Below are 18,095 nucleotides of genomic sequence, written 5' to 3' on the forward strand. Positions count from 1 at the left end.
ATTGAAATATACAGAATATAAAGAAGCAGCCACTCTAAAGAATGGCTGCTTCTTTGTCATATCGGGACGACACGATTCGAACATGCGACCCCCTGGTCCCAAACCAGGTGCTCTACCAAGCTGAGCTACGTCCCGATGTCAATAAATGATTTCTTGTAGTGATTCCTTTTTGGGTCACTTCTAAGATAATATCACTTGGAACCAAATGTGTCAACACTTTGTTTTTTTGTTTCTATACATCGCGTGGGATATTCCATACAAGTGCGACATTCAAGCTATAGTCAAGTCAAGGAAGTTGCTGCTTCAAGCAGACGGCCTCCCCATAGAACAGCAGATTCTAGACTGCGAAGACATGTTTTATTCGTTATGTTCTCTTATTTCATGGATGCGATGTCCTATCCCCTCTATCTCATAGCGGATATCGGACAACGAATATGAAAAAAACTATCGGCCGGCAGACATGAAATCCGTGTTGAGCCAAGCAAATCTAGTCATCATAGTTTTTTATTTCGAAATAGACGTAAAAAAACAAACCTTAGAATTATCCCTAAGGTCTTATTTGTGGTATTGGTACCGGTGAGAGGACTCGAACCTCCACGGGTCTCCCCATTCGATTTTGAGTCGAACGCGTCTGCCATTCCGCCACACCGGCATATTACTAATTAACTAATTAAAAAGTGGCACGCCCTGAGAGATTCGAACTCCCGACCTTTTGATTCGTAGTCAAACGCTCTATCCAGCTGAGCTAAGGGCGCAAATTAAATCTGGAGCGGACGACGGGAATCGAACCCGCGACCCTCGCCTTGGCAAGGCGATGCTCTACCGCTGAGCCACGTCCGCATTACTGTGGTGCGCGTGGAGGGACTTGAACCCCCACATCCGAAGACGCTAGATCCTAAGTCTAGTGCGTCTGCCAATTCCGCCACACGCGCATTTTTAAGAAAAGTGAGCCATGAAGGACTCGAACCTTCGACACCCTGATTAAAAGTCAGGTGCTCTACCAACTGAGCTAATGGCTCAAAATAATACTTATGCTTCAACAATCCCTTAATGGATTCTCATCCCTTGTTCAGAGATGTAATGGCGGAGCCGACGGGATTCGAACCCGCGGTCTCCTGCGTGACAGGCAGGCATGTTAGGCCTCTACACCACGGCTCCACACTAGGTAATGCAATTGCGGGGACAGGATTTGAACCTGCGACCTTCGGGTTATGAGCCCGACGAGCTACCGAGCTGCTCCACCCCGCGTCAGTAATAAATTTTATAAATGGTGGAGGCTAACGGGATCGAACCGCTGACCCTCTGCTTGTAAGGCAGATGCTCTCCCAGCTGAGCTAAGCCTCCATAATATTTTTGATAAAAATGGTGACCCGTATGGGATACTCTCACTTCGTTCGAGACTGCGATGTTATTGCTAACGAGGCTTAAGCCCCGACGAACCCCCAAGGGATTCTCATCCCCAATTAAATCTAGTTAAATAATGGTGACCCGTAGGGGATTCGAACCCCTGTTACCTCCGTGAAAGGGAGGTGTCTTAACCCCTTGACCAACGGGCCACATGGCTCCCCGAACAGGACTCGAACCTGTGACAACTCGATTAACAGTCGAGTGCTCTACCGACTGAGCTATCAGGGAACATCCGCTTGGCGACGTCCTACTCTCCCAGGACCCTGCGGTCCAAGTACCATCGGCGCTGGAGGGCTTAACGGTCGTGTTCGAGATGGGTACGTGTGGAACCCCTCCGCCATTGCCACCAAACGTGTTCAGATGACTTGATCACCTGAAAACTGGATACGAAACTTCATTTGCGTGTTAGCCCTTACTTGGTTCACCGGGGCCCCCGAAAAGTATTCGATATACTCTTCGAAGCCTCCGCTTCACTTTTTGGGGTGTTATTTGGATAAGCCCTCGACCGATTAGTACCTGTCAGCTCCATACATTGCTGCACTTCCACCTCAGGCCTATCAACCTCGTCGTCTTCAAGGGGTCTTACTAATTGGGAAATCTCATCTTGAGGAGGGCTTCACGCTTAGATGCTTTCAGCGTTTATCCCATCCGCACGTAGCTACCCAGCTATGCTCCTGGCGGAACAACTGGTGCACCAGCGGTGCGTCCATCCCGGTCCTCTCGTACTAAGGACAGCTCCTCTCAAATTTCCTACGCCCACGACAGATAGGGACCGAACTGTCTCACGACGTTCTGAACCCAGCTCGCGTACCGCTTTAATGGGCGAACAGCCCAACCCTTGGGACCTACTTCAGCCCCAGGATGCGATGAGCCGACATCGAGGTGCCAAACCTCCCCGTCGATGTGGACTCTTGGGGGAGATAAGCCTGTTATCCCCAGGGTAGCTTTTATCCGTTGAGCGATGGCCCTTCCATGCGGTACCACCGGATCACTAAGCCCGACTTTCGTCCCTGCTCGACTTGTCAGTCTCGCAGTCAAGCTCCCTTTTGCCTTTGCACTCTGCGAATGATTTCCAACCATTCTGAGGGAACCTTGGGGCGCCTCCGTTACTCTTTAGGAGGCGACCGCCCCAGTCAAACTACCCACCTGACACTGTCCCCGAACCGGATCACGGTCCCAGGTTAGAACTTCGATACGATCAGGGTGGTATCCCAACGGCGCCTCCACCGAAGCTGGCGCTCCGGATTCCTAGGCTCCCACCTATCCTGTACAAATCGCATCAAAGTTCAATATCAAGCTGTAGTAAAGCTCCATGGGGTCTTTCCGTCTTGTCGCGGGTAACCTGCATCTTCACAGGTATTAAAATTTCACCGGATCTCTCGTTGAGACAGCGCCCAAGTCGTTACGCCATTCGTGCGGGTCAGAATTTACCTGACAAGGAATTTCGCTACCTTAGGACCGTTATAGTTACGGCCGCCGTTTACTGGGGCTTCGGTTCACAGCTTCGGGTTACCCCTAACCGCTCCCCTTAACCTTCCAGCACCGGGCAGGCGTCAGCCCGTATACTTCGCCTTACGGCTTCGCACAGACCTGTGTTTTTGCTAAACAGTCGCTTGGGCCTTTTCACTGCGGCCCCCTCGTGCTATTCACACTACCGGGGCACCCCTTCTCCCAAAGTTACGGGGTCATTTTGCCGAGTTCCTTAACGAGAGTTCTTCCGCGCGCCTTAGAATTCTCTTCTCGCCTACCTGTGTCGGTTTGCGGTACGGGCACCTTCTCCTGGCTAGAGGCTTTTCTTGGCAGTGTGAGATCATGACCTTCGGTACTGTAAATTTTCCCTCCCCATCACAGCCCAGCCTTACGATGTGCGGATTTGCCTACACATCAGCCTCACTGCTTGGACGAGCATCCATCAGCTCGCGTCACTACCCTACTGCGTCACCCCATCGCTCATAACGGATTACGGTGGTACAGGAATTTCAACCTGTTGTCCTTCGACTACGCCTTTCGGCCTCGCCTTAGGTCCCGACTTACCCTGAGCGGACGAACCTTCCTCAGGAAACCTTGGGCTTTCGGCGGATCAGATTCTCACTGATCTTTTCGTTACTCATACCGGCATTCTCACTTGTATGCAGTCCACCAGTCCTTCCGGTCCAACTTCAATCCGCATACAACGCTCCCCTACCCCTGATGCAAAGCATCAAGCCATAGCTTCGGTGGTGTGTTTAGCCCCGTTACATTTTCGGCGCAGAGTCACTCGACCAGTGAGCTATTACGCACTCTTTAAATGGTGGCTGCTTCTAAGCCAACATCCTGGTTGTCTGTGCAACTCCACATCCTTTCCCACTTAACACACACTTGGGGACCTTAGCTGATGGTCTGGGCTGTTTCCCTCTTGACAATGGATCTTAGCACTCACTGTCTGACTCCCGGTTATAAGTCTATGGCATTCGGAGTTTGACTGAGCTTGGTAACCCTTGGCGGGCCCCGCACCCAATCAGTGCTCTACCTCCACGACTCTATTCACCGAGGCTAGCCCTAAAGCTATTTCGGGGAGAACCAGCTATCTCCGAGTTCGATTGGAATTTCTCCGCTACCCCCACCTCATCCCCGCATTTTTCAACATACGTGGGTTCGGGCCTCCAGTGCGTGTTACCGCACCTTCACCCTGGACAGGGGTAGATCACCCGGTTTCGGGTCTACGTCCACGTACTAAGTCGCCCTATTCAGACTCGCTTTCGCTGCGGCTTCGGCTCTTCACCTTAACCTTGCACGGGAACGTAACTCGCCGGTTCATTCTACAAAAGGCACGCCATCACCCATAAATAGGGCTCTGACTTCTTGTAAGCACACGGTTTCAGGTTCTTTTTCACTCCCCTCCCGGGGTGCTTTTCACCTTTCCCTCACGGTACTGCTTCACTATCGGTCGCTAGGGAGTATTTAGCCTTACCAGATGGTCCTGGCAGATTCATACGGGGTTTCACGTGCCCCGCACTACTCGGGATCCGTCTCGGAGGGAACAGACTTTCGATTACAGGGCTTTTACCTTCTATGGCCGGCCTTTCCAGACCTGTTCGTCTAATCGGTTCCTTTGTAACTCCATGTGAGACGTCCCACAACCCCAGAGAGCAAGCTCTCTGGTTTAGGCTAATCCGCGTTCGCTCGCCGCTACTGACGGAATCACTTTTGTTTTCTCTTCCTCAGGGTACTTAGATGTTTCAGTTCCCCTGGTATGCCTCTTCACACCCTATGTATTCAGATGTGAGTGACTGCGTATGAACACAGCCGGGTTTCCCCATTCGGACACCCCCGGATCAAAGCTTGCTTACAGCTCCCCGAGGCAGTTTCGTTGTTCGCCACGTCCTTCTTCGGCTCCTAGCGCCTAGGCATCCTCCGTGTGCTCTTAGTAGCTTAACCATAATGCTTCGGTTTTGCGCCTGGTGCTCTGTTGTTCGCCGATTTCTTGATCAAGTAAATTCATACAAGGTAGAAATCGTCTCACAAAGAATCTCCATTCCCAAAACCTACGCTAGCCACTTTTAATTCAAAACTTGTTAGACACAAGTTTCAGCTAAAAGGAATTTTCTAAAACGCAAATTTCGTTTCGTTATCCAGTTTTCAAGGATCAAGTTTCTTTCGCCATTTGACTGGCGGAAGAATATCTTATCATCTTTCAGCTTTCCGTTTCAACGGTAAGTGTTGGAAGATAAGCTTGAGAGTTGAACTCTCAAAACTGACCAACGAGTGAGCATCCGGCGACTTTCGTCGTCCGTAATATTTGAATGTCTTCGTTACAGAAGACGATTCTCCATAGAAAGGAGGTGATCCAGCCGCACCTTCCGATACGGCTACCTTGTTACGACTTCACCCCAATCATCTACCCCACCTTCGGCGGCTGGCCCCTTGCGGTTACCTCACCGACTTCGGGTGTTGTAAACTCTCGTGGTGTGACGGGCGGTGTGTACAAGACCCGGGAACGTATTCACCGCGGCATGCTGATCCGCGATTACTAGCAATTCCGACTTCATGCAGGCGAGTTGCAGCCTGCAATCCGAACTGAGACCAGCTTTGATAGGATTCGCTCCACCTCGCGGTTTCGCTTCCCGTTGTACTGGCCATTGTAGTACGTGTGTAGCCCAGGTCATAAGGGGCATGATGATTTGACGTCATCCCCACCTTCCTCCGGTTTGTCACCGGCAGTCGATCTAGAGTGCCCACCTTTATGTGCTGGCAACTAAACCTAAGGGTTGCGCTCGTTGCGGGACTTAACCCAACATCTCACGACACGAGCTGACGACAACCATGCACCACCTGTCTCCTCTGTCCCGAAGGAAAGGCCTATCTCTAGACCGGTCAGAGGGATGTCAAGACCTGGTAAGGTTCTTCGCGTTGCTTCGAATTAAACCACATACTCCACTGCTTGTGCGGGTCCCCGTCAATTCCTTTGAGTTTCAGTCTTGCGACCGTACTCCCCAGGCGGAATGCTTAATGTGTTAACTTCGGCACCAAGGGTATCGAAACCCCTAACACCTAGCATTCATCGTTTACGGCGTGGACTACCAGGGTATCTAATCCTGTTTGCTACCCACGCTTTCGCGCCTCAGCGTCAGTTACAGCCCAGAGAGTCGCCTTCGCCACTGGTGTTCCTCCACATCTCTACGCATTTCACCGCTACACGTGGAATTCCACTCTCCTCTTCTGCACTCAAGTCACCCAGTTTCCAGTGCGACTCGGAGTTGAGCCCCGAGTTTATACACCAGACTTAAATGACCGCCTGCGCGCGCTTTACGCCCAATAATTCCGGACAACGCTTGCCCCCTACGTATTACCGCGGCTGCTGGCACGTAGTTAGCCGGGGCTTTCTTCTCAGGTACCGTCACTCTCAGAGCAGTTACTCTCCAAGACATTCTTCCCTGGCAACAGAGCTTTACGATCCGAAAACCTTCATCACTCACGCGGCGTTGCTCCGTCAGACTTTCGTCCATTGCGGAAGATTCCCTACTGCTGCCTCCCGTAGGAGTCTGGGCCGTGTCTCAGTCCCAGTGTGGCCGTTCACCCTCTCAGGCCGGCTACGCATCGTCGCCTTGGTAGGCCTTTACCCCACCAACTAGCTAATGCGCCGTAGGCCCATCTGTAAGTGACAGATTGCTCCGTCTTTCAGCATCCCGCCATGCGGCGAAATGATTTATCCGGTATTAGCTACCGTTTCCGGCAGTTATCCCAGTCTTACAGGCAGGTTGCCTACGTATTACTCACCCGTCCGCCGCTAAGTTATTTCGGAAGCAAGCTTCCAAAACAACTCCGCTCGACTTGCATGTATTAGGCACGCCGCCAGCGTTCGTCCTGAGCCAGGATCAAACTCTCCAATAAAGTTTGACTTGCTCATTTTGAATCTGACGAGATCAGATTTACATCTGACTCTATTATTTAGATTTCACTTCCGTGAAACCCGCTCACTCGTTGTTCAGTTTTCAAAGATCAACCTTGTTTCGTGTGCCGCAGCGTTTCAGCGGCGACTTAAATAATATAACACATTCTTTCTCGGCTGGCAAGCACTTTTTTTGATAAAAATAAAATCAATTAAGTTTTCGCCTTCCGCCCTCAAAGAATGATTTATCATCTTTTTATCGGGACATTTAATATATCATATAAACCAATCTTTCAGCAAGCAGTTTTGCAATCATTATTCATAGTAAAAAAAGGAAGAGGCGCGGAGGCGCCTCTCTGTCGTTATTGTCTAATTATTAATCCAAGGATTGCGTTTGCGGCTGCGTTTCTTTCTTGTGGTCGGCTTCTTGTTTTTCGCTTCCGAACTCCGCTCTGGTTTACCTTTCCTAACTTCAGAAATATTCGCATCTTTCTGGGCTTGCTGCGGTGTATCCGTATTTTGACCCGTACTGTATGTTCTTTCTTCGGCTTGTTCTGCTGCCTGGATATTCGCTGTATCCTCCCTATTTCCGCCTTTATACCAATCTTCGTGGTGCATTTGCTCAGGAGCACCGAATCCCCCTAACGGAGACACAGGCACATTAGGCATTGCCGCTTGGTACGGCTGAACCGCAAAAGGCGCGTTCGTGTACGGCTGGACTGCCGAATGTCCAGAGCAGCCACAGGGTGAATAGGTGTGATGCGGCTCATAGTAAGGAGCTGAGTAAGGATAAGCTACATTAGGCGAGACTGATGAATAGGGTAAGATCGATCCAGGTGATACAGATGCATTTGGCGATACATTAGCATTAGCCCCGTATAAGGGAGCAACATTCGATGAGAGCTGGGCCTGCCCCCACGGTAAATTGTCACTTCCCGGGAACGGCGCATTTGGCGTATAGCTTTCTGGCATGACATTTCCCACTTCAGGATAACCATGCGGGTGATGATGAGAGTGATGGGAGTGAGTATGATGAGTATGGTGAGAATGATGATATGGCAGGTTTTCATGGGCATACGGATGTACAGGTGCACATGGATTCATATATTGTGGCGACTGGTAAGGCGCATTCGACAGACCCGGATATTCTCCCATGGCAGCCTCATTCGGCCAAGCTGGCGGAAAATCATAATAAGAAGATACATTTTCATTCTCGAAATGATAGGGAGAGTACAAATTCTCATGATGATGTGTGCCATGACCGGAACATCCGCACGGCGAATAAGGCGGGTGCTGCCCAGCTACTGGCATCGGCGGCTGCTCGACTTTGAATTGAAATGGTGACACTAGTTCAGGACAATGCGGTGTGGGCGGGCAAGGAGGCTCCTCATATTTAATCGGCTTCACCTCCATTTGAGGTACCTGCTGGGGAACGACGGGCATGACATTTTCAATAATTTTAATATTCTCAACTTTGACGCTCTCCAGTTTAATGCTTTCAGGCTTCACGATAGGAGCCGGCTTCGGATTCTCCGCAATCGGCTTAATATTCTCCGGCTTAGGATTCTCTGCAATCGGTTTGGTATTCTCCGGCATCACATTTTCTGGCTTGATATTTTCCGGTTGAATGTTCTCAGGCTTGATGTTCTCGGGTTTCACATTTTCAATCGGGGCCGTATTTTTCTTCTGGATCGGACTAACCAGGTTTGGATTAGGCGCGGCATTATTGGAAGGATTGTTCGCCCCTGGATTGGCGGCACCGGGAATGTTGATCACATCCCCAACGTTAAGTACATTAGGATCACTCAACTGCGGGTTGGCATTTACCAGAGCCTGCAATGGCAGTCCCCAGGCTTTGGACAACTTCCAGAGAGAATCCCCTTGCTTCACAGTATGCTTGTAGATAATCCCTTCTTCCACGGGAACGGCCGAAGTAGGAATCTTAACCTTCATTCCTATGCTAAGCTCATCTGGATTGCTGATTTGCGGATTTGCCTCGATTATTTTCTGCAGAGGGACATCATATTTTTTTGATAACTCAAACAAAGTATCTCCTTGTTTTACGATATGGATTTTCACGTGCTAAAGACCTCCTAGGTTTCTTCTCCGGACCGTGATCTTCGCCCGGGGCCCATTTAATACATCCTATGCAGGAGCCCGGCTTTTGACATCCATGTAACGAAAAAAACCTATCCTTCTTTATAGAAAAAAAGGATAGGTTCCTTAAATTAGAGTCTTACCAAACTTTTAAGCCGTCTTTATCCACAATGCTGCGGAATTCCTCCAACAGCTTGAGCGTGATCGGGCCGGCATGTCCCTCACCAATAATCCGCCCATCGACTTCACGGACCGCAATAACCTCAGCAGCCGTTCCTGTCAGGAATACTTCATCAGCTACATAAACATCATGAAGCGTAAACGGCTCTTCCTTCAGCTTATAGCCCTTCTCATGGCAAATATCAATGATGGCTTGGCGGGTAATCCCCTCTAATGCGCCTAAATAGCATGGCGGTGTCGTAATGACCCCGTTCTTCACGATAAAAATATTATCTCCCGAGCCTTCGGTCACATAGCCTTGCGAGTTCAGCATAATCGCTTCGCCCGCACCCGACAGGTTGGATTGGATTTTAACCAGGATGTTGTTCAAATAGTTCAGCGATTTGATCTTCGGGTTCAGCGCATCCGGAATATTGCGTTTCGTCGATACGGACACCGTCTTCAAGCCGGTTTTGTATGCCTCCTCTGAATAAATCGCGAGCTGCTCAGCGATGATAATGACAGAGGCCTTAGGACAGCGGTTCGGATCCAGCCCCAGGTTGCCTGCACCGCGGGACACAACCAGACGGATGTACCCGTCGCGGAGCTCGTTACGACGCAGTGTTTCGACCAAAGCGTCCTCCATCTCCTGATACGTGAGAGGAATGTTCAGCATGATCGATTTCGCGGAATCATACAAGCGGTCCAAGTGCTCTTTGCATTTGAAAATATTCCCGTTATAGATGCGAATTCCTTCGAATATCCCATCACCGTATAAGAAACCGTGATCGTATACGGAGATCTTTGCATTTTCCTTTGTTACGAATTGTCCATCTAAATAAATCCATTGTTCTGCCATTATTTTCGCACCTCCAGCTTTTGATTCTTCACAGAATAACTTGGGTAGGAACCAAGTATACGCACTTGGCAGCCTAACGCCTCAATCTCTCCAATGGCTGATTGCAGCAGGACAGTGTCCAGGGAGGAGAGGACATCCATATAAAAATAGTAACTTCCAAGCCGCTTCTTGGTAGGTCTCGATTCGATGCGAGACAGGTTCAGCTTTCGCCAGGCAAACGCCGACAGCACTTGATGCAGAGCGCCCGGAAAATCCTCGGGAAGCGTGACCAGAATGCTCGTTTTATCCTGGGCAACCTCACTCCGTTTCAATTGAAGCGGCTCCTGACCGATCAGGACAAACCGGGTATAGTTGTTGTCATGATCCGTGACCCGGTCGGCCAAAATATCCAGCCCATGCGTCTTGGCGCCAAGCGCAGTACCGATTGCCGTCCAGCCTTCGCCAGGGCGCTGCTTAACCAGCTTTACGGCTTCCGACGTACTTGCGACATGCTCCAGTTCCGCTTGAGGCATGTTGGCCTTCAGGAACTGCATGCACTGCGCCATAGCCACCGGATGTGACAGCACCTTGGTCACTTTTGCATAATCAATCTGACTCGCATCGGAATCCGATACGAATTCTTTCCTGTCGCCGATTAAATTTTGAATGGAAGGGTACACCCACTCTACTTGCATCGGGATATCGACTTCATGAACGAGCCAATCCATATGCAAACTAACGGAGCCTTCAATCGTATTTTCAATCGGGATGACGCTGTACTGGCTTGCTCCATTTGCCGTCGCCAGAAACACGTCGGAAATCTGCTTGCAATGAAGCAGCTGTACCTGCTCTTCGCCAAATAAATGAAGAACGGCCTCATGAGATACCGAGCCTTCCGGCAGCAACGCAATCACTTTCATGCTCTGACTTCCCCTTTTATGGAATCAATGAACTGCTCACCTATATTTATAGTAAGCGTCTTAGCGCCTTGTGTGCAAGGTTGCAGCCAAATCGTCTGAGCCCGGATTCCCTGCTCGCCAAGCACCTCAAGCAAAAAGCGCTCTAATTCTGCGCTTCTTTTCTCGCGGCGGTCCATCAGCGCCAGCAGCGTCGGACCCGCTCCACTAAGCGCAGCGCCGAGGGCGCCGTGCTCCGTCGCCTCTTTCAATATGCGCTCCATTCCCGGCACCAAGGAAGCACGGAACGGCTGATGCAGCCGATCCTGCATCGACGCACGAATCAGGTCAAGCCTGCCGGAAGCCATCGCTGCTGTAAACAGAGAGGTCCGGCTAATATTAAATACGGCATCGCCCAAGCTGACCTGTTCGGGAAGTACCTGACGCGCTTTCGATGTTGAGAGCTGGAAGTCGGGAATCGCCACCAAAACCTCCAGATCGGCCGGCGGCTCGATCCGCAAATACTCAGCATGGGCCCCGTCCCATACAGCCGTAATCAATCCCCCAAATAGGGAAGCGCCGACATTATCCGGATGCTTCTCAAGCGCCGTAGCCATATCAAACAGCTTGGCTTGATCCAGCGGGGAACCGATCAACTCATTTGCCGCGACCAGTGCACCGACGATCGCCGATGCACTGCTGCCAAGACCTCTGGTAAGCGGAATATCCGAATACATGGAAATTTCCAGCTCGGGAAGAGATACCCCTGCTTCGCGAAAAACGGATTGAGCTACCTCGTAAATAAGATTGCTTTTATTGGTTGGAATCCCCTTCATCTGATCGCCGTATAAATGAATATTCGTCGCTTCCGCTGGTTTCATCTCAATCCAGGCGTAAAGCGACAGGGCCATACCGAGCGTATCGAAGCCTGGACCCAGATTTGCCGTACTCGCAGGTACTTTGACGCGTACGCCCGCTTCAGACATCATTGCTGCTCTCCTTGCAGCTTCGCGATGGCCGCCATAACTGCTTCTTCCGTATCCTTCACGACAATTGGCTCGCTGCCAATGCTCTTGATCGCAATATTAGGATCCTTCAAGCCATGGCCGGTCAAGACGCAAACAACGGTTTCTCCACCTTTAAAGTAACCTTCGCGATGGAGCTTATACACACCGGCAACAGATGCCGCAGAAGCCGGTTCCGCAAAAATGCCTTCACGCGCCGCGATCGTCTTATACGCTGTCAAAATTTCTTCATCGGTTACGTAATTGATCTGTCCACCAGACTCCTCTGCGGCGGCTACTGCCGTCTTCCAGCTTGCCGGGTTGCCGATGCGGATTGCGGTCGCAACAGTTTCGGGCTCCAGGATCGGCTCACCTTTAACGATAGCCATCGCTCCTTCGGCTTCAAAGCCGACCATGCGCGGAAGTGAGTTGCTCTTGCCATGCTGCTGATACTCCTTAAAGCCCTTCCAGTATGCAGAAATATTCCCCGCATTGCCGACTGGAATCGCCAGGACGTCCGGCGCTTTACCCAATTGGTCGCAAACTTCAAACGCTGCCGTCTTCTGTCCTTCAATGCGGTACGGGTTCACCGAGTTCACCAGCGTAATCGGATGCTTCGCCGTAATATCGCGGACGATTTCAAGCGCACGGTCAAAGTTCCCTTCGATGGCAATAACTTTGGCTCCGTAAATCATCGCTTGGGCCAGTTTGCCGAGAGCGATGTTATTGTTCGGGATCAGCACGATGCAGTTCAGCCCTGCACGCGCTGCATACGCCGCAGCGGCAGCGGACGTGTTCCCCGTAGAGGCGCACATAATCGTGTTGCTGCCTTCCTCAATCGCCTTAGCCACGGCCATGACCATTCCGCGGTCTTTAAATGAACCCGTTGGGTTCAGACCCTCGTATTTAAAATACAGATCGAGCCCCAGCTCCTCGGACAAATTATCAGCACGAACGAGCGGCGTATTGCCTTCATGCAGCGTTAGCAGCGGCGTGTTGTCGTTAATAGGCAAATACTCTTTGTAGGTATGAAGCAATCCAAGATATCTCATGAAATAAAAACCCCTTTTATTATTAGGAATAAACGAGAAGATCTTTAACCTTCTACGCGGTACACGCTCTTAACGCGGCGAATAACCTTCAGTGTCTCGAAATGCTTCAGCACTTTATCCATGTTCGCCTTCGAGGCATGATGAGTAACGATAATGATTTCAGCATCCGGCGTATGCTCATTTGGCGATTGCACGACCGATTCCAGACTGACATCATATTCCCCGAACACTTGAGTAATTTGGGCTAGCACGCCAGCTTTGTCGTCGACTTCAAGCAGCAGGAAGTTCTTGTAGGCGATTTGCTCGTCGCTCTTCAGCTTCTTCGTTTTATAAGGAACCATTGCTTTCAGGCCGTTGACTCCGAGCTTCAGATTCTTCACTACCGCAACCAAATCAGCGACTACCGAAGTGGCCGTCGGCATTTCCCCGGCTCCAGCGCCGTAGAACATCGTCTCGCCAACCGCCTCGCCATGGACATAAACAGCGTTGAATACGCCGTTGACGGCAGCGATCGGATGACTCTTCTTCACCATTGTCGGCTGAACGCTGACACTGAATTCATCGTCCTGGCGATCGGCGATGCCGAGCAGCTTCATCTCATAGCCCAGCTTCTTCGCATAAGCGATATCCTCCTTGGACACGCTCGAAATCCCCCGGACATCGACATCGCTCAACTCCACGTTCGTTCTGAAGCCGAGCGTTCCCAAGATGACCATCTTGCGGGCCGCATCCAGGCCTTCCACGTCTGAAGTCGGGTCAGCTTCGGCATAGCCAAGCTCCTGCGCTTCCTTGAGGACATCCTCGTAGGATGCATCTTCTTGGCTCATCTTGCTCAGAATATAGTTTGTCGTCCCATTGACGATCCCCATAATCTTAACGATTCGATCCGAAGAGAAGCCCTCGATCAGCGTCCGGATGATCGGAATCCCCCCGGCCACACTCGCTTCATAGAATACATCACATTGCTTCTCCAACGCCTTGGCCATGATCTCCGAGCCATAGAGCGCCATAAGATCCTTGTTTGCCGTTACAATATGTTTTCCCCGATCCAGCGCTTCGAGGATATATTCCTTGGCAGCCTCCACACCTCCCATCACCTCGACGATGACATCGATTTCCGGATCGCGGATCACCTCCCAAGGATCTTCCGTAAGCTTGCTTTGCTCGATTTCAATGCTTCTGGCCTTCTCCAGATTTTTAACGGCCACCTTCTCGATGATAATTGGAGATCCGACTTGACTGCTCAAATCCTCCTGATGTCCTTCGACGATGCGCACAACGCCGGTTCCTACGGTGCCAAGCCCCAGTAATCCTACCTTAACGGGTTTCAATATAAGTCCCCTCCTGTTCCCTATACGGGTTGTTTATGTCGAATTGTATTGCTGCGGGAAATACCTATCCTTGACCGACGATTTGAATTTTCTTCACGCCGGAGATTTCTTGCAATGCCTTGAGCATCTTATCCAGCTCCTCCGTCAGCCGCGAAGTTTCCACGGAGATGACAACATTTGCTCTTCCCTGTAAAGGAATGCTCTGATTGATCGTAAGCACATTCCCTCCCGATCCGGCAAGCAAGGAAAGTACTTGGGATAAGATGCCGGAGCGATGTTCCAGATCGAACGATATCGTGACGATTTCTTCCCGCTCCATCTGGTTCAACGGATGAATGCCGTCCTTATACTTATAAAAAGCACTGCGGCTAAGCCCGACCTGGAGCGTCGCTTCATGCACGGTTTTAACGTCCCCGGCAGCAAGCAGCTGCTTCACCTGAAGCGTCTTGATCACTGCTTCCGGCAAAATATCTTCACGGACCAAGTAATAACGCTCCTTCACAAACGTCCTCCCCTTAAAGACTAATGTTTTCGTATAGTGGACATTATAACGAAAAAAAAGTCTGGAGGCAACCTATTTTCCGCACAGATTTTCGCGGATTTCCCCTGAGCGCGGTTTTTGCCGATATACAACAAAGAGCACCCTTTACAGGTGCTCTCCATAAAGACTTTAATAGTAGCTGCTTCCCTCAACAAATTCGAATTCAAAATCGCCGATTCGGACAATCGTTCCGTCCTTGGCGCCGCGTCTCCGTAATTCGTCGTCCACGCCCATATGCCGCATGGTACGCGCAAGCTTGAGAATGGCGTCATGCGTATTCAATTGCATTCGCTTCATCATTCTTTCGATCTTCGCGCTCTCGACGACAAAGTCCTCGTTCTCGCGGCGAATCACGAAGTCCTGCTCCTCTTCCTTCTCCAGCTTGTAAATTTTCCGTTCGCTTAATTCGGTAACTTCCTCCAGCGCTGGCTCCTCCGGAATCTGATCAAGCAAATCGGCCGTTCTGTAAATCAGTTCCTTGATCCCCTGACGGGTCAGGGAGGATATCGGCATGATTTCAAGATCAGGGCGAATCTCGCTTACCTGTTTGCGGAACTTCTCCAAATGTTCCGCCGCATCCGGCATATCCATCTTGTTTGCAGCTACGATCTGCGGACGGTTCTCGAGCTGGGCGTTATACAGCTTAAGCTCTTCGTTGATCTTCAACCAGTCGTCGAACGGATCGCGGCCTTCCGATCCGGCCATATCGACAACATGAATAATAACGCGCGTCCGCTCCACATGGCGAAGAAATTCATGACCTAGACCCACGCCCTCATGCGCCCCTTCGATAAGGCCCGGGAGGTCGGCCATAACGAAGCTGCGCCCTTCGTCGACGTCCACCACCCCGAGATTCGGCGTGATGGTCGTAAAATGATAAGCCCCGATTTTCGGCTGAGCCGCAGATACAACGGATAACAGCGTAGACTTGCCTACACTCGGAAATCCGACCAACCCCACGTCGGCCATCACCTTAAGCTCCAGCACAATCCAGCGCTCCTCGCCTTCCTCTCCATGCTCTGCGAGCTCTGGAGCCGGGTTGCTCGGCGTCGCAAAGCGGGTATTGCCCCGGCCTCCGCGGCCTCCCCTCGCTACTACGATTTGTTGTCCGTGCCGGGTTAAATCGGCGAGCACCTCCTGGGTGTCGTCATCGATAATGACCGTTCCCGGCGGAATCCGAACGATCATATTTTCGGCATTTGCCCCGTGCTGGCTTTTGTTTCGCCCCTTGACACCGCGATCCGCCTTGAAATGCCGCTGATAGCGGAAATCCATAAGCGTGCGCAGACCTTCGTCTACACGGAATATGACGTCTCCGCCCTTCCCGCCGTCGCCGCCCGCAGGACCGCCTTCCGGAACATATTTCTCCCGGCGGAAGGCAACGATACCGTCGCCGCCGTCGCCGCCTTTTACATACACTTTCGCTTTATCTATAAACATGCGTTCACCTCTTTTAAATTTCCGCACAGCATCCTTAGCCGTACCGAAGCTTGCCCGGAGTCTCCGTGCTCTGCACGAATTTGTTTTCCGTCCAAGACTTCAGATAACCGCTGAAAGAGGATTTCCGTATTTCCTGAGCTTTCCTTTTGAACGAAACTGACCGACAACTCGTTATCGTCAAGACCAATCGACATTTTAAGCTGCAGCATTTCTCCCCAAGAGGAACGGCCGGCAAATTGGAAGGCCCGGATCGTGTCAATGATGGCCTCTGTCAACTCCTCCGCATCCTCGGCAGTGAGCAGCTTGCCTAGCTCCAGGTCGTCTTCAATGCTGACCTCCAGTTGAACCGAGCTGTTTACTTCACGAAAAGATTGCAAATAAAAAACCAGCGAAGGGATGCCCAAGCGGGATATTTTGCTCTCTACGGCCATCCTTTCCTTTATTCTGTCCACACAGCTGGCCAGTTTATCAATCTTGCCCAGTTGAATGTATCCGTACAAAATTTGCAGGTCGTTCATCCAATCATGCCGATGGTGACCCAGTGTGGCAGCCGCGGTTCTTTGTACCGATTCCAGCAGCTGCTTCCTTTCATCCGCCGCCCGATCCTTTACATATTTGTTATAACCCCACAACACCGCCAGCAAACCTACGCACAACACAACATACCATACTGTCGATTCAACGAAGTACAATATCACCAACAAAGCAAGCGTTAGCGTTCCGGCAATGACCGGCACTGTGAACCGATGTTTCATGAATTTCCCCGTTCCTCTTCAATTGGGTACATGACCTTTTTATTTTTAACATCTTTACCCAGTATATCACAATCCTTGTCCCGGCATGGACTTAAAAAAGTCTAGTGAAACAAGTAATCTCAAAAAAGCCCTCGGCACGAGTGCCGAGGGCTTATAAGCAAGCTATTAAGCTTCAACTGCTGCCGCTACAGGAGCAACTTCCACAGGGTAGACGCTCACTTTCTTGCGATCGCGTCCCCAACGTTCGAATTTAACAACGCCATCGACTTTCGCAAACAGCGTGTCGTCTTTACCGATTCCCACGTTGGTACCCGGATGAATCTTCGTTCCGCGTTGGCGAACAAGAATGCTTCCGCCTGTTACAGTTTGGCCGTCAGCACGTTTCACGCCAAGGCGTTTAGCGATACTGTCACGACCGTTCTTTGTGGAACCTACACCCTTCTTGGATGCGAATAACTGGAGATCCAATTTCAACATTATAGTCTACCTCCTTCTTTAAGTAATGATATCTTGTATCTGAATATACTCACCGTATGACATTTCGATACTTTGCAGCATAACGACCATAGAAGCAAGGAGAAGCTGTGCCTGCTCCAGAGCTTTCGGCTGCTCCACATGAGGAAGACTCGCGTTCAAGAACCCGTTCTTCATCTTGGAATCCATGACGACTCCGGTCAGCGTCTCGATGGAATTCACCGTTCCAACGGTAACGGCGGATACCCCGGCGCACACAATGTCTTGGCCTGGCTCGGCATAATGGGCATGACCTTCTACTTTGAAACCATGTATTTCGTTATCCTTGCGACGCAATATGGAGACGCTAATCAAGGTACGTCACCTTCTTACGCTTGGATTTTCTCGATGGTCACTTTCGTGTATGGTTGACGATGACCTTGTTTCTTGTGGTAGTTCTTCTTCGGTTTGTATTTATAAACGACAACCTTGCGGCCTTTGCCGTGCTTCTCAACTTTCGCTGTTACACTAGCACCGGCTACTACAGGAGTTCCCGCTACCAAACCGTCGCCTTTGGATACAGCCAATACACGGTCGAACGTCACGCTTGCGCCGTCCTCTGCGTTCAATTTCTCGATGTAAAGAACATCGCCCTCTTGAACACGGTATTGTTTACCGCCAGTTTCGATAATTGCGTACATTTGCTTGCACCTCCTCATGTCTCAGACTCGCCTAATTCAGGTGCGCCGCGTTA

Annotated in this window: 12 protein-coding genes, 11 tRNA genes, 3 rRNA genes and 1 other annotated feature (1 of these 27 running past the window's edge); all 26 genes read right to left on the minus strand. The window is 50.7% G+C overall.

All coding sequences use genetic code 11. From position 1 onward, the window contains the following. Positions 1–61: 61 nt before the first annotated feature. Positions 62–135, minus strand: a tRNA-Pro gene (locus tag QNH46_RS18295). Between the two features lie 433 nt (positions 136–568). Next, positions 569–652 (minus strand) — tRNA-Leu (locus QNH46_RS18300). A gap of 26 nt (positions 653–678) precedes the next feature. After that, positions 679–755 (minus strand) — tRNA-Arg (locus QNH46_RS18305). A gap of 10 nt (positions 756–765) precedes the next feature. Continuing rightward, positions 766–840: transfer RNA gene (locus QNH46_RS18310), tRNA-Gly, on the minus strand. Positions 841–847: 7 nt separating this feature from the next. Continuing rightward, positions 848–932 (minus strand) — tRNA-Leu (locus tag QNH46_RS18315). Positions 933–946: 14 nt separating this feature from the next. Further along, positions 947–1,019, minus strand: a tRNA-Lys gene (locus tag QNH46_RS18320). 62 nt (positions 1,020–1,081) lie between these two features. Then, a tRNA-Asp gene (locus tag QNH46_RS18325) sits at positions 1,082–1,158 on the minus strand. Between the two features lie 16 nt (positions 1,159–1,174). Then, positions 1,175–1,248: transfer RNA gene (locus QNH46_RS18330), tRNA-Met, on the minus strand. Between the two features lie 20 nt (positions 1,249–1,268). Next, positions 1,269–1,344: transfer RNA gene (locus tag QNH46_RS18335), tRNA-Val, on the minus strand. Positions 1,345–1,481: 137 nt separating this feature from the next. Next, positions 1,482–1,556, minus strand: a tRNA-Glu gene (locus tag QNH46_RS18340). Positions 1,557–1,559: 3 nt separating this feature from the next. Continuing rightward, positions 1,560–1,635 (minus strand) — tRNA-Asn (locus tag QNH46_RS18345). Between the two features lie 6 nt (positions 1,636–1,641). Beyond that, positions 1,642–1,758 (minus strand): 5S ribosomal RNA (rrf, locus tag QNH46_RS18350). A 138-nt stretch (positions 1,759–1,896) separates the two neighbouring features. Further along, positions 1,897–4,824, minus strand: a 23S ribosomal RNA gene (locus QNH46_RS18355). Positions 4,825–5,221: 397 nt separating this feature from the next. Beyond that, positions 5,222–6,777 (minus strand): 16S ribosomal RNA (locus tag QNH46_RS18360). The 16S, 23S and 5S rRNA genes sit together here with 11 tRNA genes alongside, the layout of an rRNA operon. A gap of 367 nt (positions 6,778–7,144) precedes the next feature. Next, entirely contained in the window at positions 7,145–8,854 is a 1,710-nt protein-coding gene (locus tag QNH46_RS18365) for a LysM peptidoglycan-binding domain-containing protein (protein ID WP_283925529.1), read from the minus strand. Between the two features lie 157 nt (positions 8,855–9,011). Next, positions 9,012–9,890 (minus strand): branched-chain-amino-acid transaminase, encoded by an 879-nt coding sequence (gene ilvE / locus QNH46_RS18370; RefSeq protein ID WP_155611535.1) that lies wholly within the window; start codon positions 9,888–9,890, stop codon positions 9,012–9,014. Next, positions 9,890–10,789 carry a prephenate dehydratase gene (gene pheA / locus QNH46_RS18375; RefSeq protein WP_283925530.1) on the minus strand — a complete coding sequence of 300 codons (900 nt, stop codon included), beginning with the start codon at positions 10,787–10,789 and terminating at the stop codon, positions 9,890–9,892. Before pheA ends, ilvE begins: the two co-directional genes overlap by 1 nt. Further along, positions 10,786–11,754 carry a homoserine kinase gene (gene thrB, locus QNH46_RS18380; RefSeq protein ID WP_283925531.1) on the minus strand — a complete coding sequence of 323 codons (969 nt, stop codon included), beginning with the start codon at positions 11,752–11,754 and terminating at the stop codon, positions 10,786–10,788. The genes pheA and thrB overlap by 4 nt, the downstream gene beginning before the upstream one ends. Next, positions 11,751–12,821 carry a threonine synthase gene (thrC, locus tag QNH46_RS18385; RefSeq protein ID WP_155611532.1) on the minus strand — a complete coding sequence of 357 codons (1,071 nt, stop codon included), beginning with the start codon at positions 12,819–12,821 and terminating at the stop codon, positions 11,751–11,753. Before thrC ends, thrB begins: the two co-directional genes overlap by 4 nt. A gap of 44 nt (positions 12,822–12,865) precedes the next feature. Further along, the gene (locus tag QNH46_RS18390) at positions 12,866–14,152 is read right to left on the minus strand and encodes a homoserine dehydrogenase (RefSeq protein WP_283925532.1); all 1,287 of its coding nucleotides are present in this window, start codon (positions 14,150–14,152) and stop codon (positions 12,866–12,868) included. Positions 14,153–14,216: 64 nt separating this feature from the next. Continuing rightward, positions 14,217–14,654 carry an ACT domain-containing protein gene (locus QNH46_RS18395; RefSeq protein WP_213594539.1) on the minus strand — a complete coding sequence of 146 codons (438 nt, stop codon included), beginning with the start codon at positions 14,652–14,654 and terminating at the stop codon, positions 14,217–14,219. A 168-nt stretch (positions 14,655–14,822) separates the two neighbouring features. After that, the gene (gene obgE / locus QNH46_RS18400; RefSeq protein WP_283925533.1) at positions 14,823–16,133 is read right to left on the minus strand and encodes a GTPase ObgE; all 1,311 of its coding nucleotides are present in this window, start codon (positions 16,131–16,133) and stop codon (positions 14,823–14,825) included. Then, entirely contained in the window at positions 16,124–16,888 is a 765-nt protein-coding gene (locus tag QNH46_RS18405) for a Spo0B domain-containing protein (protein ID WP_283925534.1), read from the minus strand. Before QNH46_RS18405 ends, obgE begins: the two co-directional genes overlap by 10 nt. Before the next feature lie 165 nt (positions 16,889–17,053). Continuing rightward, positions 17,054–17,365 (minus strand): 50S ribosomal protein L27, encoded by a 312-nt coding sequence (rpmA, locus tag QNH46_RS18410; protein WP_019638294.1) that lies wholly within the window; start codon positions 17,363–17,365, stop codon positions 17,054–17,056. 18 nt (positions 17,366–17,383) lie between these two features. Next, a complete protein-coding gene (locus tag QNH46_RS18415; protein ID WP_283925535.1) occupies positions 17,384–17,716 on the minus strand; it encodes a ribosomal-processing cysteine protease Prp in 333 nt (110 codons plus the stop codon). 14 nt (positions 17,717–17,730) lie between these two features. Then, on the minus strand, positions 17,731–18,042 hold the full coding sequence (gene rplU / locus QNH46_RS18420) for a 50S ribosomal protein L21 (RefSeq protein ID WP_055105540.1): 312 nt from the start codon (positions 18,040–18,042) through the stop codon (positions 17,731–17,733). Between the two features lie 13 nt (positions 18,043–18,055). Then, positions 18,056–18,095, minus strand: a sequence feature (ribosomal protein L21 leader region); it runs 43 nt beyond the window's last position.

The organism is Paenibacillus woosongensis (assembly GCF_030122845.1).
Classification (GTDB): domain Bacteria; phylum Bacillota; class Bacilli; order Paenibacillales; family Paenibacillaceae; genus Fontibacillus; species Fontibacillus woosongensis_A.

Bases quoted from the DNA above. Each gene is read 5' to 3' on its own strand.
- ilvE (WP_155611535.1), bottom strand. From the start codon at position 9,890: ATGGCAGAACAATGGATTTATTTAGATGGACAATTCGTAACAAAGGAA.
- thrC (WP_155611532.1), bottom strand. From the start codon at position 12,821: ATGAGATATCTTGGATTGCTTCATACCTACAAAGAGTATTTGCCTATT.
- thrB (WP_283925531.1), bottom strand. From the start codon at position 11,754: ATGATGTCTGAAGCGGGCGTACGCGTCAAAGTACCTGCGAGTACGGCA.
- QNH46_RS18405 (WP_283925534.1), bottom strand. From the start codon at position 16,888: ATGAAACATCGGTTCACAGTGCCGGTCATTGCCGGAACGCTAACGCTT.
- obgE (WP_283925533.1), bottom strand. From the start codon at position 16,133: ATGTTTATAGATAAAGCGAAAGTGTATGTAAAAGGCGGCGACGGCGGC.
- pheA (WP_283925530.1), bottom strand. From the start codon at position 10,789: ATGAAAGTGATTGCGTTGCTGCCGGAAGGCTCGGTATCTCATGAGGCC.
- rpmA (WP_019638294.1), bottom strand. From the start codon at position 17,365: ATGTTGAAATTGGATCTCCAGTTATTCGCATCCAAGAAGGGTGTAGGT.
- rplU (WP_055105540.1), bottom strand. From the start codon at position 18,042: ATGTACGCAATTATCGAAACTGGCGGTAAACAATACCGTGTTCAAGAG.